Genomic DNA, 23,973 nt, shown 5'->3' with positions numbered 1-23,973 from the left:
CCTCCCCGATGGCATGCCCCCCGGCAGACGGCGGGGGAATCCCTTGCCGCCGCAACCGGGGAGGAGCTTACCCCGGCGAGCGCCAGCCTCCAATGCCAAAAAGGATCGCTTCGCCGCTTTTTTCTGGGGATAACACCATCCCTAGTGTCCGTTCGTGCGCAGGCGACGCGATATAGGCGATTGGCTGCGATCAGCTGGGATTGTCCAGGCTGAACTCATCCGCGTCCTCGTCATAGGCGAACAGCTCGGCATAGCGACACCAGTGCGTTACGGACCGCAGCGTTTCGGCGGCGTAATCCGGGGACATATGATCCTCCAGCTCGTCCCGGAACCGGCGCGCCGGGGCGGTGTGGCTCGGCCGCTCGTCGAGAATGCGCCGGATGTGCTGCGCGAGCGGGACATGCTGGACCAGCGCCTGCGCGAATATCGCCTTGCGATCATCGGTATCGGCCTGTGCATAGCGGCGCGCGGCAGGGGTGAGCAACAGATCGCCGCCCGACAGATCGGCGAAGCGCATCAGTTGCAGTGTCTCGGCCATCGGGAACAGATCATCGATCTCCAGCTGTAACTGGTCGGAAAGGTCGGCCATCGCCGCGCGGCCGTCGAAGGGCGTGGCGTCAACCTCCTCGATCAGCCCGGCCAGGGCGTTGGTGGAGACGACCGGCAAGACCATCGAGATGCCGGTGCCGGGGAACAGGCCGTCGCGCGCGGGCTGCGCGGCGGTGCGCGCGGTCATCCGGGCGTAGATATCCTCGACCAGCGCACGGAAAGCAGGATCGAGCCGGTCGCGCGGTTGCGGCAGCTCCACCCTGATCTCGGCGGCGATGCGGCCGGGATTGGAGGCGAAGACGAGGATGCGATCGCACATCAGCACCGCTTCCTCGATATTGTGGGTCACGATCAGGATCGACTTGATCGGCATCCGTCCTTCGGACCACAGATCGAGGAGGTCGGTACGCAGCGTCTCCGCCGTCAACACGTCGAGCGCGGAAAAGGGTTCGTCCATCAGCAGCAGCGAGGGATTGACCACGATCGCGCGCGCCAGGCCGACGCGCTGGCGCATGCCGCCGGACAGCTCCTTCGGAAAGGCGTTCTCGAAACCGTCGAGGCCGATCAGGTCGATTGCGGCCAGTGCGCGGGTGCGCCGCTCCTCGGCGGGTACGCGCTGCGCTTCGAGCCCGAGCTCCACATTCTGGAGAACGGTGAGCCAAGGGAACAGTGCGAACGTCTGAAACACCATGCTGACGGTCGGCTCGCTGCCGTCCGGCTGCGGCTCGAACCGGATCTCGCCGTCGCTCGGATCGATCAGCCCGGCGATCGAGCGCAGCAACGTGGACTTGCCCGAACCCGAGCGGCCGAGCAGCCCGACCACCTCGCCCTCGTAGAGCGTCAGATCGACATTCTCCAGCACGAGCAGATCGCTGGCACCCTTGCCGTAATGATGGCGGACGCCCGCCACGTTGACGAGCGGCGTGGCGGCGGGGAGGCGGGCGAGCGTGGCCATGTCTGCGTCTCCTGTATCCGGATTATCCGAGCCGCAGGCGGCGGTCGGCAAAAGCGTAGAGTGGCCGCCACAGCAGCCGGTTGAAACCGATAACGAAGATCGACATCACCGCGATGCCAAGCGTTACGCGCGGGAAATCACCCGCCGCGGTGGCCTGCGCGATATAGGCGCCGAGGCCGGTTGCCGCCAGCTTTCGATCGCCCCACGTCACCAGTTCCGCGACGATGCTGGCATTCCACGATCCGCCCGAGGCGGTGAGCGCGCCGGTGACATAATAAGGGAAGATGCCGGGGATCGCGAGCGTACGCCACCATTGCCAGCGCTTCACGCCGAACATGCCCGCCGCCTCGCGCAGGTCCGTCGGGATCGCGCTCGCACCGGCGATGACGTTGAACAGAATATACCATTGTGTGCCCAGCACCATCAGTGGGGACAGCCAAATATCGGGGTCGAGCCGCCAGTGGACGATCGCGATCACGACGAACGGGAAAAGCACGTTGGCGGGGAAGGCGGCGAGGAATTGCGCGACCGGCTGTAGCCGCTCGGCCCATCGCGGGCGCAACCCGATCCACACGCCGATCGGCACCCAGATCACGCTGGCGAGCGCGATCAGCACCAGCACGCGCAGCATCGTGATGAGCCCCAGCCCGAACGTGCTCAGCACGTCGCCCAGCGCGAGATGGCGCGACACATAGGTTGCGATCAGCCATACCGCCCAGCCGACGCCGCCCGCCACGATCGCCAGCCACAGCCAGCGGCCGGCGCCGGTGTCGCTGCTCGCCATCTGCCGCTTGCGCGGAGCGGGCCGGCGATCGAGCGCCATCAGCGCGCGGCCCAGCCCGGTGAGCGGCGCGAACACCACGGGCAGCAGGCGGGTGCGGCGGAACAGATCATAGGCCCATGAACGCGGCCGGTGCGCGCTCGCCGTCTGTTCGAAGCGGAACCGGTCCGCCCAGACGACCACCGGGCGGAATACGAACTGGTCGTACAGCAGGATCACCGCCGCCATCGCCGCCACCGCCCAGCCGACGTGGCGGAAATCCTGCTGGTCGATCGCCAGCGCCAGATACGATCCGATCCCCGGCAGCATGATCCGCGTATCACCTACGCTGATCGCTTCCGAAGCGACGACGAAGAACCAGCCGCCGGACATGGACATCATCGCGTTCCACACCAGCGCGGGGGTAGCGAACGGCAGCTCCAGCCGGATGAACCGTCGCCACGGCGACAGCGCGAAGCCCTGCGCCACCTCTTCGAGATCGGCCGGCACCGCGCGCAGCGACTGATAGAAGCTGAACGCCATGTTCCACGCCTGGCTGGTGAAGATCGCGAAGATCGCGGCCAGCTCCACGCCGAACTGGCGCGCGGGGAACAGCCCCATGAAGAAAGTGACCGTGAAGGTCAGGAAACCCAGGATCGGCACCGATTGCAGGATATCGAGCGCCGGGACGATCACCATCTCGGCGCGGCGGCTCTTGGCAGCCAGCGTGGCGACGAGAAAGGTGAAGATCAGGCTGGCCCCCAGCGCCGCGAACATGCGCAGGGTGGTGCGCAGCGCATAGCCGGGCAAATTGGCCGGATCGAGCGTGACGGGGGCGAGGTTCAGCCGCGCGAGCGGGGCGGCCATGCCTTCCGCGCCCTGGATCACCAGCACGGCGACCCCCGCCAGCAGCAGGAACGCGATCGCGTCCGCCCAACTTGGCGCGACTCGTCCGCGCCATTGGCGCGACAGGCTCAGCAGGCCGCGTGCGGTCTGTGGTACGAAGTCCATGTCTCATCCCGTCTCGGTCGCCATCGGCGACACCCGTGGGCGAGACTGATGCGATCAGGCTCGGCCGGGCGCCCCCGATGGCGCGTTCAATCGACTACTGTCGCTTGGCATTTGGTTCGTTGTTTCCTGATCGCCCGCGCGAACATACGCGCCGGCAGCGCCGCCCCTGCGACGACCGCGCGGCGGAGTCAACGGGGAACCGTGGCGCTGCGTGGGAGGAGCGCATTTCCGGTCATCCGGTGATCGATCGCCGCGTTGAAATGGCGGTTAGATCCGGCACGCTCCCAAGCGGTGGCCGGTGCCGGACGCTCGGCAGGGCGAGCACCGCCGCCACGATTGGCTCGTCCGCACGGCCGGCTGTTCCAGTCTTGCAGGGCGATATAGCGCGGCACAATGCGGTTCGGGCAGCTACCGCCGCCAGACGACGATCTCGCGCGATGGAAACAGCCGAGATGCACGATCGCCTCCCGAATGAGGGGCGGCCCATCCGTAGCAAGTCGGCGGATATCTCCCTGACATCGCCGCGATCATGTCGCGCGCCCCTGTCCGCTGAGATCCGCGACGGTCATGGCGGTCGCGCGCAGCGTCGTCCGGTGGTGTGGCGATGGCGATGGCGATTCGGCCGAAACCTCGGTGATCCGCCAATGCATGATTCACACACCTGTCATATATTCTCGCGCCGCCGCGATTTTGGTGGGTGACAACGCCGCGCGGTCGCCGCATTCATCCCCGAGAAAGCATGTGTGGTCGAGGCGATGGCCTCTTTGAAAGCCTTGCCATTGCCGCCTGCCGTTTCCGCCGCTGTTCCACTGCTCCCCGCGCATTCCGAAGGCGTGGCGCTGATCGGGCCGATGCACCATGCGTCGCGTGGCTACGGCTGGACGATCTTTGCCGGCCTGATCGCCGGCGTCGCGGCGCTGGCGGTGCTGATGCACGCCGCCGGATTGCGGATCGATCCGTTTTCGCGCGGCATGGTTCCTTTTCACATGGCCGCTATTATCCTGCTTGCCCTAAAGCTGCGCGCCGCACGCTGGTGGCCAGGGCATGGACGCGCGATCGGCGATTGCGCGGAGTTTTTCGGGTTGTTTACCGCGATCTCGCTGATCGGCGCGGTGGCGAGTTATCCGGTCGCGGCGCTTACTGGCGGAATGCATGACGCGACACTGCAACGCATCGATGCGCTGCTGGGGTTCGACTGGCTTGCCTGGTACCGCCTCGTCGCCGATCACCGCATGCTGCAATGGCTGGGGCTTGCCGCGTATCGCACGATCTACCTGACGCCAGCGATCCTGCTCGGCTTCTATGCCTGGAAAGGGTACAAGGCAGCCGCGCATCGTTTCCTGATGACCTTCGGTCTGGCCGCGACGCTCACCCTGATGCTGTATCCGATGATGACCGCGGTGGGGCCGTTGTCATTCCTGTGGCATGGACCGCTGCCTTACCTGCCCGAGAGCGAAGAGTGGCAGGCCGCGCTCATCCCGGCGCTGCGCGCGCACCAGATGCATTATGTCGATCTTGGACAATTGCGGGGACTGGTCTCCGCGCCGAGCTTCCACACCGTCGCGGCGGTGCTCTATATCCGCGCGGCATGGCCTCATCGCGAACTGCGCGCGCCACTGTTGGGTCTTAACGCGGCCATGTTGATAGCGACCCCGGTGGAAGGGACGCACTATCTGATCGACATGATCCTTGGCGCGGTAGTGGCGATCGTCGCCACGCTGGCGATGGGCAGGCTGCTAGCCGGCTCCGCCACCCCTCGCGTCAGCGCGGTCGGCGCCATCGCCTGAACGGGGCGGGGTGGCCGCCTCGCAGTCTGGCGGTTTTTCGATACCCGACCGGCGTTGCGGCCCCGCCGTTTTCTCCTGTCCCGAGGAAACGGGAAGATCTCTCCAGTGACCATGCACGCGGAGAGCGCGACGGCGTCAGATTGGGGCTTGCGGTGCGCGCAGCGGAGGGGGAGAAATGGTCCGCGCCGCTCGCGCGGAACAGTTCATGGAGAACAACGCGATCCGGGGAGCGAAGCGCAAGGCGCTTCAGGTTGCGCAAAGCTGCCTCCGTTCGGCCTTGAACCGATCACGCCCAAGTCCGACCGCGGAGCACTCGAAAAGGAGCTGGCTGTCGCGCTCGAAACTGCGGGTCTGTGATCAATCCTCTACCGTCGCCTGCTGCGTCCTCGTGTCATTGGATCGGGCTTCGTCGGCGGTGTCCAGCCTGGCGGGGGCTCCATGCGCTGCCGGCTTGTTCCAAGCCCCATCGCACCGGGTCGCTGCCGCGTGATGCCGGACAAGTCGGCAGTCGCGGCGTCCTCCGCCGTCACACCGGCGCGCATCAGGCTGATCATATCCCGCAGTCGCCGAGCCTCCTCAAAGTCCATCGCCGCTGCGGCGGCTTCCATCTGCTCACGAAGCGATTCCGCGGACTCGACCATGCTGCTGCAACGCCTCGGACCGCCGGAGTTTCCCGGTCCAAACCAAAAGCCGGCTTGCCGACCGCTGAGTTCAGGACAGCGTCGCTAGCGCCTCACGACGGAACGGCTGCAACTCGGCCGTGCGCCCCTCCTTCACCTTGGTGGCCCAAAGCGGATCCTGAAGAAGCGCACGGCCGACGCCCACCAGGTCGAAGTCGCCGCGCGCGAAGCGGCGCTCCAGTTCGTCGAGCGATGCGGGTTCGGAGCCTTCGCCGCCGAACGCCGCGATGAACTCGCCCGACAGACCCACCGAGCCGACCGTGATCGTCGGCCGTCCGGTCAGCTTCTTTGCCCAGCCCGCGAAATTCAGGTCCGAGCCGTCATCCGCAAATTCGGGCTCCCAGAACCGGCGCTGCGAACAATGGAAGATGTCCGCGCCCGCATCCGCGAGCGTTCCGAGCCACGTCTGCATTTCGTCAGGCGACCGCGCCATGCGAACCTCATAGTCCTGTTGCTTCCACTGCGAGAGCCGGATGATGATGGGATAGTCGGCGCCGACCGCCGCGCGCACCGCCTTCAGGATCGCGGCTGCGAACTGCGATCGCTCTACGAGGCTCGGGCCGCCGTAGGGGTCGGTGCGCTCGTTGGTGCCCTCCCAGAAGAATTGGTCGATGAGGTAGCCGTGCGCGCCGTGCAGCTCGACTGCCTCGAACCCCAGCCGCTTCGCGTCGGCGGCTGCCTGGCCAAAGGCGGCGATCGCGTCGGCGATCTCGTGATCGGCCATCGCATCGCCAAACTTTTTGCCGGGACGGGAGAGGCCCGACGGGCTGTCATAGGCGCCCGCCGGCGACCAGCTTTCGTGGTGGGTCTTCACCGCGCCGACGTGCCAGAGCTGCGGCGCCATCACGCCGCCGACCGCATGCACCTCGTCGATCACGTGCTGCCAACCGGCGAGCTCCGCTTCGCCATGAAAGCGGGGCACGTCCGGGTCGTTGAGCGACGCCGGCCGGTTCACGCCGGTGCCCTCCGACACGATGAGGCCCACGTCCGCTGCAGCGCGGCGTCGGTAATAAGCGGCGACCTCCGCGGTGGGCACGCCACCCGGCGAGTGCGACCGCGTCATCGGCGCCATCACGATCCGGTTCTTCAGCGTCAGCGACTTGTAGCTGAAGGGGGAGAACAGGCCGGTTGTGGTCATCGTGGAATCCTATCTCTTAGCGGTGCAGGGCACCCGGTCTGTCTAAAGAGGTTCGCTACCGTCTGCCAGAATTGCAGCAAAGTCGAAATGATCGGGCTGTTGAGCTCGAGAATCAATGCGCAGCCGCATCGTGAGCCAGATACGATTTGTTGCTTGCCTCCAAGCCGCTTCCTCACGGGCGCTCATTCGGGTGATAGATCCGGTTGTCACCGGGCCCGTCTCCCACCGAGGAGGCATCAAGGCCGAAGGGTGGTACGAGTCCGAGCTTCCGCTCGACCGACGCCTTCGCGCTAGCGATGGTTTCTTCCGCGGCTGCCGCGTCCTGGGTCCGGCTGATCGCGATCGCGCCGACCATTTCGGCGACGGCGGATACCGCCCGCGTGCGCGGCGCGTCCACGCCGGCGCGTTCGAGCAGAGTCTCGATGCCGCCGGTCAATCGATCGACCGCGCGGACGAAACGTGCCTGCGCCGCATCGGGCAGGCGATGGAACTCGCCCGAGAGGATCGGGATCGGACAGCCCTGGTCGCGCGCGTTTCGGTGGCGCATCGAGAGGTAGTAATTCACCAGCCTGTGCAGCGCCGTCTGCGGATCGACCCGATCGACATCGGCGAAGAACGCTTCGTACCGATCCTTGAACATGTGATCGACCGCTTCGCTCAGCAACTCGTCGCGCGAGCGGAAATGCGCGTAGAAGCCGCCGTGGGTCAGCCCGGCGCGCTTCATCACTGCGGCGACACCGAGGCGGTCGGGGCCTTCTGCACGCAGCGCCGCGGCTGCTTCTTTCAGGACCCGATCGCGGGTGCGCGCCTTGTGTTCGCTGTCGTATCGCATCGACCTTACCTGTGCTCTGCGGCGGCGGATGCAAGCGTCCGGGAGGACGCGTCCTGCCATCCGCCACCAAGCGCCCGATACGCCGCCACTGCCGCGCGCGCTTCGTCGGCGCGGGTCGCTGCGAGGCGATCGGTCGCGGCGAGCAATTCACGGTTGGCATCGATGACGTCGATGAGGCCGACCGCCCCCGCGGCATAGGCGTCCTGCGCCTGCGCGCGCGCGCGGGCGAGCGCCGCCGTCTCTCGCTCCAGGCTCGCGCGCTCCTTATGCGCCTCGGCTAGGCGGGCGAGCGCGGTCTCGACGTCCTCGGCCGCCGTCAGCACGGATCCGCGCCACGCCGCGAGCGCCTCCGCCTGCCGGCCACGCGCGGCCGCGACCTCCGCGTCGACGCGCCCGAAGTCGAACAAACGCCATCGTAGTGCGGCCCCACCCGATGCCTGCACCGAATTGCCGGTGAAGAGGTTTGCGGTTCCGAGACTGGCGACGCCGAGCAGACCGGATAGCGACAGGTGCGGATAGTAATCCGCGAGCGCGACGCCGATCCGCGCGTTGCTCGCGGCAAGGCGGCGCTCAGCGGCGACCACGTCTGGCCGACGGCGGAGCAGGTCGGCAGGCGCGGCGCCGCCGGCCGGGGTCGGTGCCGCGGGCACCGGTCGCGCGTCGATCAACAGCGCTCGGTTGCTGCCGGGCGGATCGCCAACCAGCACGTCGAGGCGATTGAGCTGCGCCTCGATCCCGGCGCGGAGCGGTGCCATCGCGGCGCGCACGCCCTCGAGCTGCGCGATCGTGCGGTTGCGGTCGCGTTCTGCGGCGATACCCTGCTCGACGCGTTGACGGACGAGCTCGTCGAGCTGCGCCTGATTTCGCTCCTGGTCGCGGGCGACCGCCAGCCGCGATTGAAACGCGCGCAATGTCAGATAGGCGTCGGCGGTTTCGGCGGCGACCGCGATCGCCACCGCGCCGGCGCTCGCTTCCGCGGCGGCGAGATCGGCTCGTGCCGCCTCACGCCCGCGGCGCAGGCCGCCGAACAGATCGATCTCCCACGAGGCCTGGGTTCCGACCGCATATTCGGTGTAACCGCGCTCGGCACCCACGGCGCGCGTGATCCGGCCGATCGCGGTGTTGCGCGACTGGCTGACCGTGGTCGCGGTCGCCGCCGCATCCGCGGCCGGCAGCAGCGCCGCGCCCGCCGCGCGGGCGGCGGCGCGCGACTGATCGATCCGCGCGCGCGCCTGTGCGAGGTCCGTATTGCGCGCGACCGTCCGGTCGACGAGCGTCGCGAGCAGTGGATCGTTGAAGCCGCGCCACCATGCCGCATCCGCGTCGCGCCGCTCGATCAGGGCAGCATGGCCGAAGGCCGGCGCGATCGCCGGTTGGGGACGGACGTAGTCGGCGCCAACGGTGCAGCCCGCCAGCGTCACCGGCGCGAGGAGCAGGTAGATCTTCGACATTCAGTGCGACTCCGCCGGAGGGATGGGCGCGGCTTCCTTCGGCACGCGGCAGAACGGGACCATCACGAGCGCGAGCACGAACATCCACGCCATGATGCGGAACACCTCGTCGAACGCGGTCGTGAGCGCCTCACGCCCAACCACCCGACCGAACGAGGCCTGCGCCATCAGCAATGCCTGCGCGGGATCGGGCGTGTTGGCGGCCATCCGGGTTGCGATTGCGGCCACAAAGTCCGTCGCGCCCTGCGCCGACGCGCCCAATGCTTCGCCGAAGCGCGCAGTCTGCGTCCGCGCGGCGTCGTTCAGCCAGGTATTGACGGTCGCGATCCCGATCGCCCCGCCTAGATTGCGCATCAGATTGAAGAGCCCCGAAGCGGAGCGCAGTTCCGGCCCCTGGAAGGCGGATAGGGCCATGCCCACGCTCGGTACGATGCAGAGCATGACGAAGAGCCCGCGGGCGAGCTGCGGGATCAGCAGTTCCTTGAAACCCCAATTTGAGGCGATGTGCGAGGTCAACCACAGGCTGATCGCGAAGCCGGTCAGCCCGATGCCGATGACGATACGCCGGTCGATATGGTTGGAGGACCAGGCGGCGATGATCGTACTGAGCAGCTGGCTCGCCCCAACGACGAACACGGTCGTCCCGATCTCCAGGCTGTTGTAGCCGCGCACCCGGCCCAGGAACACCGGCAGCAGGTACGTCGAGGCGTAGATGCCGAACCCGATGACGAGGTTGAACACGCAAGCAAAGGTGAAGGTGCGATTGCGGAACGGCGACACGCGCACGATCGGGTTCTTGGAATAGAGCGATCGTTCGACGAACAGGCCAAACGCGACCGCCGCGATCCAGGCGACCATCACGATCGTGGGATCGCCGAACCAATCCTTTCGTGGTCCTTCCTCCAGGACGTATTCGAGGCCGCCGAGCGCCACCGCCATCGCGACGAGATGTGACCAATCGATGCGGGCGAACATGGATCGGTCCGCGCGATCGACGTCGATCAACAGGATCGTCAGGATCGTGACGAGCGTGCCCGGAACCACGTTGATGAAGAAAATCCACCGCCAGCCGATGCTGTCGGTGATGATTCCGCCGACGGTCGGCCCGATCGTCGGGGCCAGTACCGATACCATGCCGAGGATGGCCGGGATGAGCGCGCGCTGCTTGCCCTCGAACATGGTGAAGCCGACCGCGAAAACGGTCGGTACCATCGCGCCGCCGACGAACCCCTGGAGCGCGCGGAAGACGATCATCGACTCGATGTTCCAGGCAAGCCCGCAGGCGATGCTCGACAGCGTAAACAGCCCCGCGGAAAGCGCGAACAGCCATCTGGTCGACATCGCCTGACCCAGGAAGGCCGAGAACGGGATCATCACCAGCTCCGCCATGAGATAGGCGGTCTGCACCCAGCTGATCTCGTCAGGGCCGGCTGAGAGCCCCGCCTGCACGTCGTTGAGCGAGGCCGCGACGATCTGGATGTCGAGCAGCGCCATGAACTGCCCGAACGCGAGCACCGCGAAGATCACATATTTGTGCGATAGCGGCAGTGCCGCCGGGTTAGGTGCCGCGTCGCGGCCACGCCGCCGTGCCCATGCCCCGGTCGTAACCGCACCTCCCATTGTCTGATCGCCTCTTGTTGTATGATGACCATCATATTATAACCGTCATATCAAAGCCGCAAGAGGTGTGGGATGGATGCGATAACGGGCGGACCGGTGATTGAGACCGCCACCGTCGGCCGGCGGTTCAACCCACCGTCGCCACGAACGCTGATGGCGTCGGGCGTGGCGGTCGCGGTGGCGGCGGCTGGGGTCGTTTGTATCACCTCACCGGCAACGTCTGAGACCACCGACGACGCATATGTCAGCGCGGATACGACAGCGGTTGCGCCCAAGATCCGCGGGCTCGTCACCGAGGTTACGGTGCGCGACAATCAGATGGTGCGCGCAGGCCAGCCGCTCGTCCGGATCGACCCGGAGGAGTTCGATGCCAAGGTCGCGTCGGCGCAGGCGGCTCTAGCGGACGCGCAGGCCGGCGTCGGGGCGGCGCAGGCGGCGCTCGTCAGCCTCGCGGCGGAAGAGCGGTTGGCAAGCGCGCAGGTCGCGGCCGCGCGCACCGCGATCAGGTCCGCGGGGGCACAATCCGATCTCGCCGCGGCGGATCGTCGCCGCTACGCTGCGCTTGTCGCCACCGGCGCGGTCGCGCGGCGCGAGGCGGACTCCTACGGCGCCGCAGCGGTGACCGCAGAGCAGGATGCGGCGCGGGCGGGAGCGTTGCTGGCGGTATCGCGCGAGACGGCTGGCGTCACCGCCGCGAAGCGACCCGGCCTCCTCGCTGCGCTTGCCACCGCACGCGCGAAGGTGGGACAGGCGAAGGCCGTGCTCGATCTTGCGCGACAGGACCGTCGCCACGCGACCATCCTCGCGCCGATCGACGGCGTGGTCGGCAATCGTCAGGTCCGCGTCGGCGAATATGTCCAGCCGGGCAGCCGTCTTCTCATGATCGTGCCGCTCCACGCGCTCTACGTCACCGCGAACTTCAAGGAGACGCAGACCGCCCGAATGCTGCCTGGCCAGCCTGCCACGATCGAGGCGGATGCGCTGCCGGGTACCAAGTTGCGCGGTACGGTCGACAGCGTTGCGCCGGGATCCGGATCCAGCTTCTCGCTGCTGCCGTTCGAGCCGGGCACCGGCAATTTCACCAAGATCGTCCAGCGTGTCGGCGTGCGCATCCGCTTCGACACCGGCCAGCCGGGCATCGATCGGCTCCGGCCCGGGCTCTCGGTCACGGCGCGGGTGCAGCTTGCAAGCAATGAGGATCGCAATCCATGACCACTGCGATCCCGCCACGCTCGACGGCCTCGGCCAGATCGCCGCAATGGTGACGACCAGCCAAAGACCGCCGATCGGCGAGACGATGCGCTTCTCGCTCGTCGCGTTCGACCGCGGCCATGCGGTGTTCGAGGGTGCGCCCGATCGCAGCGTCTAAAATCCGATGGCTCGGTGCATGGCGGTTATGCCGCGACCCTTGCTCGACAGTGCGTGCGAGATCGCTGTGCACACGCAACTCGCGGCCGGCCTGGGGAAGCCAGGGGAGCATGATGTGGTCGATCGGGATTGCCTGATCCGGCTCGCCCCCGCTGTCGGTCATGGCGTGGAACAACGCATAGCTCCACGCGGGCAGCCCGTGCGCGAGTCCGCGAGCGTGAAGCAGATCGATTGCGGCCGCGTGTTGTTGAGCGTCATGTAGCCCGATCGCTCGCCTAGTAACGCTGCATGCGCGCCCGCGTCACGATCGCTTCGCCCCAGTCGCCGCCCGGCGCGAACCAGCGCTCCCCATATGTCGCGGCGATCGACGGTCCGGGCGCTCGTGATCCGGGCACCGAGGCCGAGGTTGTTCGCAGCGTGCAGCGTGCAGCGTGAGGCGCCCGGACGACGCTGCCGCCATCTCGCGAAAGAGCGGCTGGCACAACGTCCTGTTCAGGAGCCCATCGCGCTACGTCGCTGATATCTTGCTTGCGGAGGAATGCTCCAGTGTTCGCGATCACGCCCTGCGACGCCATACTTAAGTGCTGCCAAGAGCGCACGCCGCTGCTCTTCACCCGATGAGGCGCCGTGCCCGTTCCAGGGTGAGTCGCGCGCGGGCATCGACCGCATACTGCTCGACGAAAGCCGCCATGCCGGTGCTCTGAGACAGGGCAAAGGGCGCCAGAAATCCCGGACGGGTGGTTTGTCGATCGAGGTCGGACCGCCTTGACCACAGTCCCGGGTGTCAGGTCTTCGGCAATCCCGGCGGATTCGTTTCGGAACGCTTGATGCCTTCCGACGCGAGGTTCCAGCGTGACAGAAGGCGCCCGTAGGTTCCGCTGTCGATCTGCGCGTTCAACGCGGCGGTGATCGCGGGGGCGAGGCCCGAGCCCTTGCGCGTTGCGACCGCGATATAGGCGGTGAGCGGCCAGCCGCCGGGCACGCTGCCGACGCGGCGGGTGCGGCCGTCGCGCGCTTCGTAGGCGGCGGTGGCATTGGGGCCGAACGACACGTCGACGCGCCCGGAAAGCACTGCCAGCCGCGCGATGCCGGCATCGTCGTAATATTGCGGCTCCGCGGGCTTGCGGCCGGCGGCGATGTTCTGGGCGTTCCAGCGATCGAGGATTTGCGACTGGTTGGTGCTCGCGCCGACCGCGACCTTCAGCCCCGCGATGTCGGCCGATTTCTTGATGGCGCGGATCGGGCCGTCCGCGCGAGTGTAGATGCCGAGCTGATCGTCGCGATAGGTCGAGAAGTCGAACTTCGCCTTGCGCTCCTCGGTGACGGTCACGTTGGACATGACGGCGTCATACTTGCCCGAGGTGAGGCCGAGCGGCCAGTCCGCCCAGGCGACGGGCGTGATCTTGAGCTTGAGGCCGAGGCTGTCCGCTACGAGCTGCGCGATGTTGGGCTCGACCCCGACCACCCCACCTTTCTCGCCGCGCGCATAGTCGGCGAGTGGCAGCGCGCCGACGACCATCGCGACCGAGAGCGTGCCCGGCGTCGCGAGCGTCAGGTTGCGCGGCAGCAACGCGATGGCACCGGGCACCTTCTGCGCGTGGATCATCGGCAGCGCTTCGGGACCCGCGGGCTCGACCGGCGGCTTGCAGGCGATGAGCGCGGCGACGCCGAGCAGCGTGAGTGTTGACCTTCCGCGCATCACAGCACCTTCGACAGGAATTCGGCGGTTCGCGCCTCGCGCGGGTGGGCGAAGAGCTGCGCCGGGGCGCCGGTCTCGACGATACGGCCCTGATCCATGAAGACGACGGTATCCGCGACCTCGCGCGCGAAGCCCATCTCGTGTGTCACGATGAGCAGGGTCGTGCCCGAGCGCGCGAGCTCGCGGATGACGTCGAGCACTTCGTTCACGAGTTCGGGGTCGAGCGCAGAGGTCGGCTCGTCGAAGAGGAGCACCTTGGGGCGTAGCGCCAGCGCGCGCGCGATCGCGACGCGCTGCTGCTGCCCGCCGGAGAGCTGGCGCGGATAGCTGTCCGCCTTCTCGGGAAGGCCGACACGCGCGAGGAGATCGCGCGCGGTCGCCTCGGCCTGCGCGCGCGCGATGCCGCGGCTCCACACCGGCGCGACGACGAGGTTCTCCAATACGGTCAGGTGCTGGAAGAGGTTGAAGCTCTGGAAGACCATGCCGACCTCGGTGCGGCGGCGCAGGATCTCGGGCTCCTTCAGCTCGTAGAGCGCGTCACCCTCGGCGCGATAGCCGATATGACCGCCGTCGATCGTGATCTCGCCGTCGTCGACCCGCTCGAGATGGTTGATCGTGCGCAGCAGCGTCGATTTGCCCGATCCCGACTTGCCGATGATGACGGTGACGCTGCCCGACGGCGCACGAAGCGTCACATCGTCGAGGACCCGCAGATCGCCGAACGATTTCGAGACATGCTCGATCGCGACGGTGCCGCCGCGCGCAAAAGGCAGCGGCGCGCGGGCGACGCCGGTCGGCGCGCTCTCACGCGATCGGGTGACGGAACGCGCGTCGCGGGTCGCGCCGCGCGCGAAGCGCCGCTCGATCCGTCGCTGCGCCGCGGACAGGACGGTGAGGATGATGAGATACCAGACCGTCGCCACCATCAGCAGCGGAATGACGTCCAGGTTGCGGCGATAGATGACCTGGACGGTATAGAATAGCTCGGGCAGCGCGAGGACGTAGACGACCGAGGTGCCCTTCGCGAGATTGATGATCTCGTTGAACCCGGCGGGCAGAATGCTGCGCATCGCCTGCGGCAGGACGATGCCGAACGCCTGGCGGTGCCGTGGCAGTCCCAGCGCCGCCGCGGCCTCGCGCTGCCCGTGGTCGACCGACAGGATGCCGCCACGGATGATCTCGGACGAGAAGGCCGCCTGGTTGAGCGTTAGCCCGATCACCGCGGCCGCGAACGGGCTGATGAGCGCGGTCGTCGACCATTGCGCGAAGGTGATCCCCGTCAGCGGCACCCCGAGCGAGATCGTCGCGTAGAGATAGCCGAGATTGTTCAGGAGCAGCAGCAGGACGATGAGCGGGATCGAGCGGAACAGCCAGACGTAGCTCCACGCCACACCGCCGAGCAGGCGCGATCCCGAGACGCGCGCGAGTGCCAGCGCCATGCCGAGAAGCGACCCGAACAACGTGCCCATAACGGTCAGCAGCAGGGTGCGGCCAAGGCCCACGATCACCGGCTCGGCCAGGAACCATTGCGCGAACACGGGCCAGCCCCAGCGCGGGTTGCCGAGGACGGACGCTGCAACGCTGGCGATGATGACGAGCCCCGCCGCCGACGCTGCGGTGCGCAGCGGATAGCGCGCGGGAACGATGCGGCGCGCGGCGCGCGGCGCGGGCGCGCGCGCCGCGTCGGCCACTTTTACGTCGGCGTAGGCGGTACTCACGCGCGCCGCTCCGCCGCGAGCGGCGCGCCGATATATTTCTCGAACGGCAAGGTGAAGCGTGCCGCGAGATCGGCGGCGGGATCGTACAGGCCGGTATAGCCCGACCGATGGTAGAGCGCCGCGGCTTCGGGCTGGCGGAAGCCGGTGGTGAGATAGATGCGCGTGTAACCCAGCGCTCGGGCGCGGTCCTCCAGCGCGGTCAGCACGCGTCGCGCGAGGCCCTGCCGGCGGTGCGTGTCCGCGGTCCACATGCGCTTCACCTCCGCGGTGCCTTCGTCCGCGTGGCGCATGAAGCCGCCGCCGGCGATCGGCACGCCACCGCGCAGGATCAGGATGAAGCTACCGTGCGGCGACTCGAACGCCTCGGCGGCGTAGCGGTGGTACACCTCCTGCGCGGCGGCATCGACGGGGCGACCCTCCAGGTCGTGGTAGCGCCGGCTGTATTCGCCCACCAGTGCGTCCAGCAGCGGACGCGCTCGCGGATCGCGCGGGGAGGAGGTGACGATCTCGTCGTCGTCATGCTCCACGATGCTGATAGGCGCGAGCGCCATGCGATGCTCTCCTTGGCGTGAGGTCAGGTGAGGAAAGTTTCGGCAAGTCGCGCCCACAGGGCGGCACCGGGCGCGATCACGTCGTCGTTGAAGCGGTAGCGCGGGCTGTGCAGCGGCTCGCCCGGTCCCGTTCCCAGAAACAGGAACGCGCCGGGGCGCGCCTCCAGCATGAAGGCGAAGTCCTCGCTCGCGGTGCGTGGCGCAATGTCGGGGATCAACGCGTCCTCGCCCAACAGGTCGCGGGCGACGCCGCGCGCGATCTCGGCCTCGCGCGGGTGATTGACCACGCTGGGGAAGCCGCGGCGCAGCTCGACCTCCGCGGTCGCGCCGAAGCTCGCCGCGACGCCGCGCGCGATCTCCGGGATGCGCCGCTGCAACGCCTCGCGCACCTCGGCGCGGAACGAGCGTGCGGTGAGCGTCAGATCGACATGATCGGGGATGACGTTCGCCGCATCGCCGCCATGGATCGACCCGACGGTGACGACCGCGGCATCGAGAGGGGCGACGTTGCGCGCGACGATCGATTGCAGCGCGGTGATAACGTGCGCCGCGGCGACCACGGGATCGACCGTTTCGTGCGGCGCGGCGCCGTGGCCGCCCTTGCCGACCACCCGGATGCCGATCCAGTCCACCGACGCCATGGCCGGGCCGTCGAGGATGCCGAACCGTCCCACGGGCAGGCCCGGCCAGTTATGCAGCCCGTACACCGCATCGCAGGGGAAGCGGTCGAATAGACCGTCCGCGATCATCGCGCGCGCGCCCTGGCCGATCTCCTCTGCCGGCTGGAAGAAGAGGTGGAGCGTGCCCGAGAGATCGCCCGCCTCGGCGAGATAGCGCGCCGCGGCAAGGAGGATCGTCGTGTGCCCGTCGTGACCGCATGCGTGCATGACGCCGGCTGTCTCGCTAGCGAACGGCAGGCCGCTCGCCTCCGCGATCGGCAGCGCATCCATGTCGGCGCGCAGCCCCAGCGATTTCGTGCCGGTGCCGCGACGGAGGGTGCCCACGACCCCGTTGCCGCCGACGCCAGTGGTCACGCGATAGCCCCATTCCTCCAGCAACTCCGCCACGCGCGCCGCGGTGCGGTGCTCGTTCCACGACAGCTCGGGGTGGCGGTGGAAATCATGCCGCAGCGCGATCGCATCGTCGAGGAACGCCTCGATGCCGGCGAGCGCGGGCGCGACATTGGCCCGGACGGGCGTGGCGAGCGTCATGCCGAGCGGCGTTCCGGTGCGCTCGCGGGCGCCGCGCCGGCGGCGTAGCGGCTTTCCTTGAACGGCAGCCCGAGGTGATCGCGCAGCGTCGCGCCGTGGAGCACGCGGTCGTAGCGGCCGCGCCGCTCCAGTTCCGGGACGATGTAGGTGACGAAGTCGTCGAGCCCCTGCGCTGCCACCGGGAAGCCGAGGATGAACCCGTCCGCCGCGCCGCCGTCGATCCAGCGGACCAGTTCGTCCGCCACTTTCTCGGGGTTGCCGAGGAAGTGCGGCTTGGGCGTGGCCGCCTTCAGCGCGACCTGGCGAAGGGTGAGGCCGTGCTCGCGAGCGTCCGCCTTGATCCGATCTGTGGTGGAGCGGAAACTGTTCGCACCGATGTCACCAAGCTCGGGAAAGGGCGCATCGACGTCATACTGCCCGAAATCGTGATGATCGAAGAAGCGACCAAGGAAGTCGAGCGCATCTTCGATCGTCAGTAGGTTCCTGATCTCCTCGAACTTCGCCTCCGCCTCGGCATCGGTCGCGCCGGTGACGATGCCGATGCCGGGAAAGATCTTCACATGGTCCGCCGCGCGGCCGTGCACCACCGCGCTGTTGCGCACCTGCGCGCGGAAGCGAACCGCCTCATCGAAGGTCGCGGGGCCGGTGAACACCGCATCCGCGAACTTGCCCGCGAGGCCTATCCCCGGGTCGGACGAACCCGCCTGGAAGACCACCGGCTGTCCCTGCGGCGAACGGCCGATGTTGATCGGTCCTTCGACCTGGAAGAAACGCCCCTTGTGGTCGAGCCGGCGGAAGCGTGACTTGTCGACATAGGTGCCGGTCGTGCGATCGCGCGGGAACGCGTCCTCGTCCCACGAATCCCACAATCCCTGCGTGACGGTAAGATACTCGTCCGCGATCTCGTAGCGGAGCGCATGATCGGGGTGCGAGCGCCCGTAGTTGCGCCCCGAACCCTCGAGCGGCGAGGTGACGACGTTCCAGCCCGCACGCCCGCCGCTGATGAGATCGAGCGAGGCGAACTGGCGCGCGACGGTGAAGGGGTCGCTGTACGAGGTGGACAAGGTGCCTGCGAGGCCGATCTTGCTCGTCGCGGTCGCCAGCGCGGAAAGGATCGTGATCGGCTCGAACCGGTTGAGGAAATGGGGGATCGACTTCTCGTTGATGTAGAGCCCGTCGGCGACGAAGGCGAAGGCGATGCCCGCCGCCTCCGCCTTCAGGGTTTGGCTGGTCAGGAACGGCAGGTTGACGCTCGCATCGGCCGGGTTGCTGGGGTGTTTCCAGGCATGCATGTGGCCGCCTGGGCCATGGAGCAACAGGCCGAACGGGATCGATTGACTGCTCATCGCCTACCTCGCTTTCAGATCGTTTCGGGTCACGCCGCGGCGCGGGCGACGCCGCCCACGTGCGGAAGGATGGCGCGCGCCAGTTCCTCGAGCGAGGCACGGCGCGCGTCGTGCGCGGCGACGGGGGCGTCCATGACGAACTCCTCCACGCCGAGCCGACCGTGGATCTCGTCCAGCGCGGCGCGCACCTGCGCCCCCGTGCCCGAGATGACATTGGGGACGATCTCCTCGACCGAATAGTCGGCCACGCCGGACTGGCGCGCGAACTCCGCCGCGGCCTCGGGCGTGCCGACGTTGACCTTCTGCCCGGTCGCGAGCCGCACACGGTAAAGCCTCAGGGGGCCGACCAGCCGCTGCGCCTCCGCCTCGCTCGGCGCGGCGAAGGCGACGAGCGCGAGGAGCGGCGTGCGCCCGGTCGCCTCGCGATAGACGCGGAAGGCGTGCGCCATGCGATCGGGGTCGCCGTCGAAATGGCCGGCATAGCAGAAGCCCCAGTCGAGCTCGGCGGCGAGCGCCGCGCTCTCCGCGCTGGCGCCCAGCAGGATGGGTGCGGGCGGCACGGCGGGGGCAGGGCCGGCAAGCGCGCCGGCCAGCGGATGCTCGTCGCCAAGCCGTCCGAATACGAAGGCGTCGAGCTCGCGGAGCTTGTCCGCAAAGTCGGGCTGCGCGTCGGCAAGGCCGCTGCGCAGCGCGCGGGTCGCGCGCGGTAGGCCGCCGGGGGCCTTGCCGATGCCGAGGTCGACCCGCCCCGGCGCCAGCGCGGCGAGGAGGTTGAACGTCTCCGCCACCTTGAAGGGCGCGTAATGCTGCAGCATCACCCCGCCCGAGCCGACCCGGATGCGCTGGGTGCTGGCGAGGACATAGGCCGCGAGCGCCTCTGGCGCCGTGCTGCCGAGCGCGGGCATGCCGTGATGCTCGGCGAACCAATAGCGATGGAAGCCGAGCCGATCAGCCAGCTGCGCCGACGCGACCGTCTCCGCCAGCGATTGCTGCGGCGTTGTTCCCTCGGGCACGAGCGCCTTGTCGAGGATGCTGAGACGGTAAGGCATGGCGGCGTCGGCTCCCGCTTCTGGTCGATGGAGCCGAGGCTAAACTCCTACTTACTTCGTAGGGAATCAACTTTGCCGTTCCGGCGGGAAAGATTTTCTGTCTCGCCCGGAGCCGCTTCCCGATCGCAGCCTTATGACGACGGCGCAACAAAGCGTCGCATCGATAAACAACATGGAGATCATCTGCGGAGACTGTGTCAGTGCGGTCGGTGTAATCACGCCTCTTCGACTTATTATAGCGCGTCATGTTTCAAGACGGGTGAGAGAGTTGAGGCGTTCGACTGTTTCAGACGCTTCTGAATTGTCGATTAGACTTGGCGCCGTGTCGGCTGACACGAATATAGCGCTCGGCACTTCTGTCTCCGCGCTTCTCCGATCAACAGGGGTGACGCGATGAAGCATGCTTCCTTTTTCCTGTCAGGGGCCGGAATGTTGACGCTCGTGGCCGGGGCCGCGGCTGCCGATCCGGCACCGGCCGCACCGGCCGCGGAGGATGCCGCAGCATCCGATCCGAGCGGCGACATCGTCGTCACGGGCACGCGCCGAGCCGGCGTCCGTGCGGCAGACAGCGCCGCCCCGATCCAAGTGCTCGATGCCGAAGCGCTGACGCATGTCGGCCAGCCGAACCTCAATCAGGTGCTGAGCCAGTTGACGCCCTCGTTCACAGCGCAGCCGTTCGGCGGCGACGCTTCCAACCTCACGCTCACCGCGCGGTTGCGCGGGCTCAGCCCCAATCACGTCCTCATCCTCATCAACGGCAAGCGCCGCCACGGCACCGCCAACGTCCATGTCACGACGGGACCGTTCCAGGGCGGCGCCGCGCCCGACCTCGACCTGATCCCGCCCGAGGCGATCGAGCGGATCGAGGTGCTTCAGGACGGCGCGGCCGCGCAATATGGCTCGGACGCGATCGCCGGCGTCATCAACATCATCCTGAAGTCGGATCGCAGCGGCGGCAGCGCGTCGGCGACCGTGGGACAATATTACAAGGGCGACGGCGACACCGCCGCGGGAAGCGTGCGGCTGGCGCTCCCGATCGGAGACAGCGGCTTCCTCGATGTCACCGGCTTCCATCGCTTCCACGATTTCAGCCAGCGCGGCGGCGCGGAACGGCGCGTCGCCGCCCCCGACGGATCGATCCTCACCGGCGTGCCCGCCGCCTGGGCGAACATCCCCGGCTTTCCCTATCTCAATCCGATCATCGGCGATGCCCGCTCGTCGCTCACCGCCGGCACGTACAACGCCGGCTACGATTTCGGCGGTATCCAGGCGTACAGTTTCGGAAGCTACGGGCGCCGCGTCGCGCGCGCCAACGAGCAATACCGCCTGCCCAATCGCGTCAGCCGGACCGTGAACGGCGTCACCACCTTTCCCTTTCCGAACGGCTTCGTGCCGCAACTCGGGCTGGAGGAGGACGATTACGCCTTCACCGGCGGCGTGCGCGGCACGGCCGGGGGATGGTCGTGGGATCTCTCCTCGACCTACGGCCGGGACACCGCGCGGATCAGCACGCTGAACTCCGCCAACGCATCGCTCTACGCGGACACGGGCTTCACCCCGCGCGATTTCTATGACGGCACCTTTGTCGCGACGCAATTCACCGCGAACCTCGACGTGAAGCGCGACCTGTCGCTCGGCCTCGCCGCGCCCGCGACGCTGGCACTCGGCGCGGAATATCGTCGCGATACCTATGCGATCCGCGCGGGCGACGCCGCCTCGGTCTACAAGGAGGGCGGGCAATCCTATCCGGGCTTCCAGGCGAGCGACGCCGGCGAGCATCGCCGTAACGCGTGGAGCATCTACGGCGACATTGCGGTACAGCCCACCAGTGCCTGGACGGTGGATGTCGCGGGCCGCTTCGAGCATTACAGCGACACCGGTGATACCGGCATCGGCAAGCTTACCACGCGCTACGATGTCTCGCCCGCGTTTGCGGTGCGCGGCACCGTCAGTACCGGCTTTCGAGCGCCGACGCTCGCCGAATCCTTTTACTCCGCGACGAACGTCTCGCCGACCACCGCGATCATCCAGTTGCCCGCGAACTCCGCCGCCGCGGCGCTCGTCGGCTATGCGCCGCTCAAACCCGAGAAGTCGACCAACTATTCCGCCGGCATCGTGCTGCGCCCGATCGATCGACTGACGATCACGCTCGATGCCTATCAGATCACGGTGCGCAACCGCATCACCGGCACCGGGCTGCAACTCGGCAAGAGCGGAACGACGGTCGTCAGCCAGCGCGTGCTCGATGCGATCGCCGCGCACGGCAACGTCGTCGATCCGACCGCGAGCTTCGTCGGAGTCAGCGCGTTCGCCAACGGCACCGACACGCGCACCCGCGGCGTGGAATTCGCCGCGACCTACCCGACCGAGTTATCGTTCGCGCACGTCGACTGGTCGCTCAGTGCCAATTACAACAAGACCGACGTGACGCGGAACCGCTTGGGCGCGCTCCTCAACCCCATCGCGATCAGCAATCTCGAAACCGCCTCGCCGCGCGTGAAGGTGATCGCGGGTCTGAGCGCGAAGCGCGGCGCCGTCTCGGTCACCCTGCGCGAGACGGTCTATGGTGCGACGCGCGCGCTCGTCTCGCCGTCGGGTGCGGCCCCCTTCTACGAGGCGAGGATGGCGGCGGCGGCGATCACCGATCTGGAACTCACGCTCGCGACCAAGCTCGGCGCCGACCTCAGCATCGGCGCGAACAACCTCTTCGACAAGCGTCCCGAGACGTTCGGCATCGTCCCCGGCTCCACGACGACGCCAACCGGGGGCCCGGTCACGATCGCTGGCGCGCAGGTCTACGACGCGCCGTTCACCTTCTCGCCCTACGGCATCAACGGCGGCTATTACTACGCGCGCGTGGCGATCCGCTTCTGATGCGATCGCGCGCTCAGAGCGCCGCGTTCACCCATTCCGCATGGGTGAGGCGGCGCGCAAGCGCCCCGTTCTGTCGCCTGAGATCGGGCACGGCAACGACCTCCCAGAAGGCGCCGCGCGTCATCGGACCGATGCAATAGAGCCGGTCATTTGCGCAGCCCGAGGCGTCGATCACGCGTGATTGCTGATCGACATGGATACCGATCCGCAGCGGATCTGGCTGAATCGCGCCGGCGGCGAGCAGGCTCGCGATCAGCGGCTCGGGCGATCGCATAAGGTCGCCCTGTGGCCCCGTGCAGTTCACCACGCGCGCCGCCGTCATAGTTTCGATCGCGCTCTCGCTACGCCGTCGCCAAGTAAGCTCGATGCCTTCGGGCACGAGCCGTGACGTGGCAAGTTTGCCCGCCGCGATCCGCAATCTGCCCGCGCCGACCAGGGCACCGATGCGCGTTGCGACGGCCGGTGCCAGCCGGTGGCGGTGCACATCCCAGAACGGACGCAGGTGCCGCAGGAACCGCGCACGCGTGATCTCGTCCGCGCCGCCCCACAGAAGCTGGGTCACCGGGCGCAGCTCGTCCACCGCGCCGCGCCAGCCGATCTCGTCGGCGCGGCGGCGGACATGGCGAACGAGATCGGAGAGGCGATCTGCCGGTTTCTCGCGCAGCCCCACAGCCGGAGGCATCGCGGCATGGACGTGCGGTCGGAGACCGCGGCGCGATACCGCGATGACCGTGCCCGCGAACCCCTCGGCATCCAGCGACAGCGCCACATCGACCGCGGTCAGCCCGCTGCCGATCAGGACGACGGTGTCGATTGCCTTCAGCCCTTCGACGAGGTTGTGCGCCCATGGGTCACCGAAATACCGCTCGCTGCACTCAACCTCGGCGGTGATCCCTGGCGGTGTGTGCGGCGGAAGGTTGCCGGGCGCGAGGACCACTACATCCGCATCGAGCGACGCACCGTCGGCAAGCGTCAGGCGGCACCCCGCGTCCCGGCGACTAAGTGCGACCGCCTCGGCGTGCACGATCCGAAGCTCGGCACCGCTTCCGCGTAGGCTTTCTTCCAGCAGCTCGCGAAGATAGGCGCCATAGAGGCGCCGCGGCGCGAACATGGTGGCATCGCCCAACTCGTTCCGCTCGAGCCAGCGCACAAAGTGGGTGGCGTCGTCGTCGAACGCGCTCATGTTGCCGGCGCGCACGTTCAACAGGTGCTCCGCTCCCGCCGCGGCGTAGGCGACGCCCCGTGCGATCCGCTCGGGCTGGCGCTCGATAAGCGTGACGCGCGTACCGCCATGCCGCAGCAGGTTGATCGCGAGCAGCGTGCCCGCGAACCCTGCCCCGACGATCGCGACATGCTCAGTACGCAGCGGCACGC

General features: G+C 67.9%; 20 protein-coding genes and 1 pseudogene. 6 read left to right on the top strand and 15 right to left on the bottom strand.

Features of this window, described 5'->3' with window-relative positions; translation table 11 throughout:
• Positions 1-190 precede the first annotated feature (190 nt).
• Positions 191-1,504: a nitrate/sulfonate/bicarbonate ABC transporter ATP-binding protein gene (locus tag FFS35_RS06370; protein ID WP_137786300.1), complete on the bottom strand. Its 1,314-nt coding sequence runs from the start codon at positions 1,502-1,504 to the stop codon at positions 191-193.
• Between the two features lie 22 nt (positions 1,505-1,526).
• Positions 1,527-3,275: an ABC transporter permease subunit gene (locus FFS35_RS06365; protein WP_137786299.1), complete on the bottom strand. Its 1,749-nt coding sequence runs from the start codon at positions 3,273-3,275 to the stop codon at positions 1,527-1,529.
• A 755-nt stretch (positions 3,276-4,030) separates the two neighbouring features.
• On the opposite strand from FFS35_RS06365, the gene FFS35_RS06360 reads away from it, so the two are divergent.
• On the top strand, positions 4,031-5,062 hold the full coding sequence (locus FFS35_RS06360; RefSeq protein ID WP_137786298.1) for a phosphatase PAP2 family protein: 1,032 nt from the start codon (positions 4,031-4,033) through the stop codon (positions 5,060-5,062).
• A 365-nt stretch (positions 5,063-5,427) separates the two neighbouring features.
• Here the strand turns inward: FFS35_RS06360 and FFS35_RS06350 are convergent, their stop codons facing one another.
• The 5 genes from FFS35_RS06350 to FFS35_RS06330 form a co-directional block, all read right to left on the bottom strand.
• Positions 5,428-5,703, bottom strand: coding sequence for a UvrB/UvrC motif-containing protein (locus FFS35_RS06350; protein ID WP_137786297.1), 276 nt, complete (start codon positions 5,701-5,703; stop codon positions 5,428-5,430).
• Positions 5,704-5,773: 70 nt separating this feature from the next.
• Positions 5,774-6,880, bottom strand: a complete 1,107-nt coding sequence (locus tag FFS35_RS06345) for an NADH:flavin oxidoreductase (protein ID WP_137786296.1) — start codon at positions 6,878-6,880, stop codon at positions 5,774-5,776.
• Between the two features lie 172 nt (positions 6,881-7,052).
• Positions 7,053-7,712: a TetR/AcrR family transcriptional regulator gene (locus FFS35_RS06340; RefSeq protein WP_171007540.1), complete on the bottom strand. Its 660-nt coding sequence runs from the start codon at positions 7,710-7,712 to the stop codon at positions 7,053-7,055.
• A gap of 5 nt (positions 7,713-7,717) precedes the next feature.
• A complete protein-coding gene (locus tag FFS35_RS06335; RefSeq protein ID WP_137786294.1) occupies positions 7,718-9,163 on the bottom strand; it encodes an efflux transporter outer membrane subunit in 1,446 nt (481 codons plus the stop codon).
• Positions 9,164-10,783: a DHA2 family efflux MFS transporter permease subunit gene (locus FFS35_RS06330; RefSeq protein WP_137786293.1), complete on the bottom strand. Its 1,620-nt coding sequence runs from the start codon at positions 10,781-10,783 to the stop codon at positions 9,164-9,166.
• A gap of 72 nt (positions 10,784-10,855) precedes the next feature.
• Between FFS35_RS06330 and FFS35_RS06325 the strand changes: the two genes are divergently transcribed.
• From FFS35_RS06325 to FFS35_RS19925, 4 genes are read left to right on the top strand one after another with little or no spacing between them, the layout of a single operon-like run.
• Complete coding sequence (locus FFS35_RS06325) at positions 10,856-11,995, top strand: HlyD family secretion protein (RefSeq protein ID WP_137786292.1); 1,140 nt, start codon at positions 10,856-10,858, stop codon at positions 11,993-11,995.
• Positions 11,976-12,152, top strand: a complete 177-nt coding sequence (locus FFS35_RS19930; RefSeq protein WP_171007539.1) for a hypothetical protein — start codon at positions 11,976-11,978, stop codon at positions 12,150-12,152. Before FFS35_RS06325 ends, FFS35_RS19930 begins: the two co-directional genes overlap by 20 nt.
• A gap of 18 nt (positions 12,153-12,170) precedes the next feature.
• On the top strand, positions 12,171-12,413 hold the full coding sequence (locus tag FFS35_RS06320; protein ID WP_137786291.1) for a hypothetical protein: 243 nt from the start codon (positions 12,171-12,173) through the stop codon (positions 12,411-12,413).
• A 26-nt stretch (positions 12,414-12,439) separates the two neighbouring features.
• Positions 12,440-12,586, top strand: a complete 147-nt coding sequence (locus tag FFS35_RS19925) for a hypothetical protein (RefSeq protein WP_171007538.1) — start codon at positions 12,440-12,442, stop codon at positions 12,584-12,586.
• A 349-nt stretch (positions 12,587-12,935) separates the two neighbouring features.
• Here FFS35_RS19925 and FFS35_RS06315 read toward each other — a convergent pair whose 3' ends face one another.
• The 7 genes and pseudogenes from FFS35_RS06315 to FFS35_RS06290 form a co-directional block, all read right to left on the bottom strand.
• The gene (locus FFS35_RS06315; protein ID WP_137786290.1) at positions 12,936-13,850 is read right to left on the bottom strand and encodes an ABC transporter substrate-binding protein; all 915 of its coding nucleotides are present in this window, start codon (positions 13,848-13,850) and stop codon (positions 12,936-12,938) included.
• Entirely contained in the window at positions 13,850-14,623 is a 774-nt protein-coding gene (locus tag FFS35_RS20560) for an amino acid ABC transporter ATP-binding protein (RefSeq protein WP_349290319.1), read from the bottom strand. The genes FFS35_RS06315 and FFS35_RS20560 overlap by 1 nt, the downstream gene beginning before the upstream one ends.
• An 87-nt stretch (positions 14,624-14,710) precedes the next feature.
• Positions 14,711-15,352 (bottom strand): annotated as a pseudogene (locus FFS35_RS20555) (amino acid ABC transporter permease); the annotation flags it as partial.
• Positions 15,353-15,564: 212 nt separating this feature from the next.
• Entirely contained in the window at positions 15,565-16,119 is a 555-nt protein-coding gene (locus FFS35_RS06305; RefSeq protein ID WP_137786288.1) for a GNAT family N-acetyltransferase, read from the bottom strand.
• Between the two features lie 23 nt (positions 16,120-16,142).
• A complete protein-coding gene (locus tag FFS35_RS06300) occupies positions 16,143-17,330 on the bottom strand; it encodes a M20 aminoacylase family protein (RefSeq protein ID WP_137786287.1) in 1,188 nt (395 codons plus the stop codon).
• Positions 17,327-18,676, bottom strand: a complete 1,350-nt coding sequence (locus FFS35_RS06295) for an LLM class flavin-dependent oxidoreductase (RefSeq protein WP_137786286.1) — start codon at positions 18,674-18,676, stop codon at positions 17,327-17,329. The genes FFS35_RS06300 and FFS35_RS06295 overlap by 4 nt, the downstream gene beginning before the upstream one ends.
• Before the next feature lie 29 nt (positions 18,677-18,705).
• Entirely contained in the window at positions 18,706-19,725 is a 1,020-nt protein-coding gene (locus FFS35_RS06290; RefSeq protein ID WP_137786285.1) for an MsnO8 family LLM class oxidoreductase, read from the bottom strand.
• A 393-nt stretch (positions 19,726-20,118) separates the two neighbouring features.
• On the opposite strand from FFS35_RS06290, the gene FFS35_RS06285 reads away from it, so the two are divergent.
• A complete protein-coding gene (locus FFS35_RS06285; RefSeq protein ID WP_137786284.1) occupies positions 20,119-22,599 on the top strand; it encodes a TonB-dependent receptor in 2,481 nt (826 codons plus the stop codon).
• Positions 22,600-22,612: 13 nt separating this feature from the next.
• Here FFS35_RS06285 and FFS35_RS06280 read toward each other — a convergent pair whose 3' ends face one another.
• On the bottom strand, positions 22,613-23,971 hold the full coding sequence (locus FFS35_RS06280; protein ID WP_137786283.1) for an FAD-dependent oxidoreductase: 1,359 nt from the start codon (positions 23,969-23,971) through the stop codon (positions 22,613-22,615).
• Positions 23,972-23,973: the final 2 nt, after the last annotated feature.

The organism is Sphingomonas sp. 3P27F8 (genome assembly GCF_005502745.1).
Lineage (GTDB): Bacteria > Pseudomonadota > Alphaproteobacteria > Sphingomonadales > Sphingomonadaceae > Sphingomonas.
Note: the sequence above shows the minus strand (reverse complement) of the source record. Positions and strands in the feature narration are given on the sequence as shown.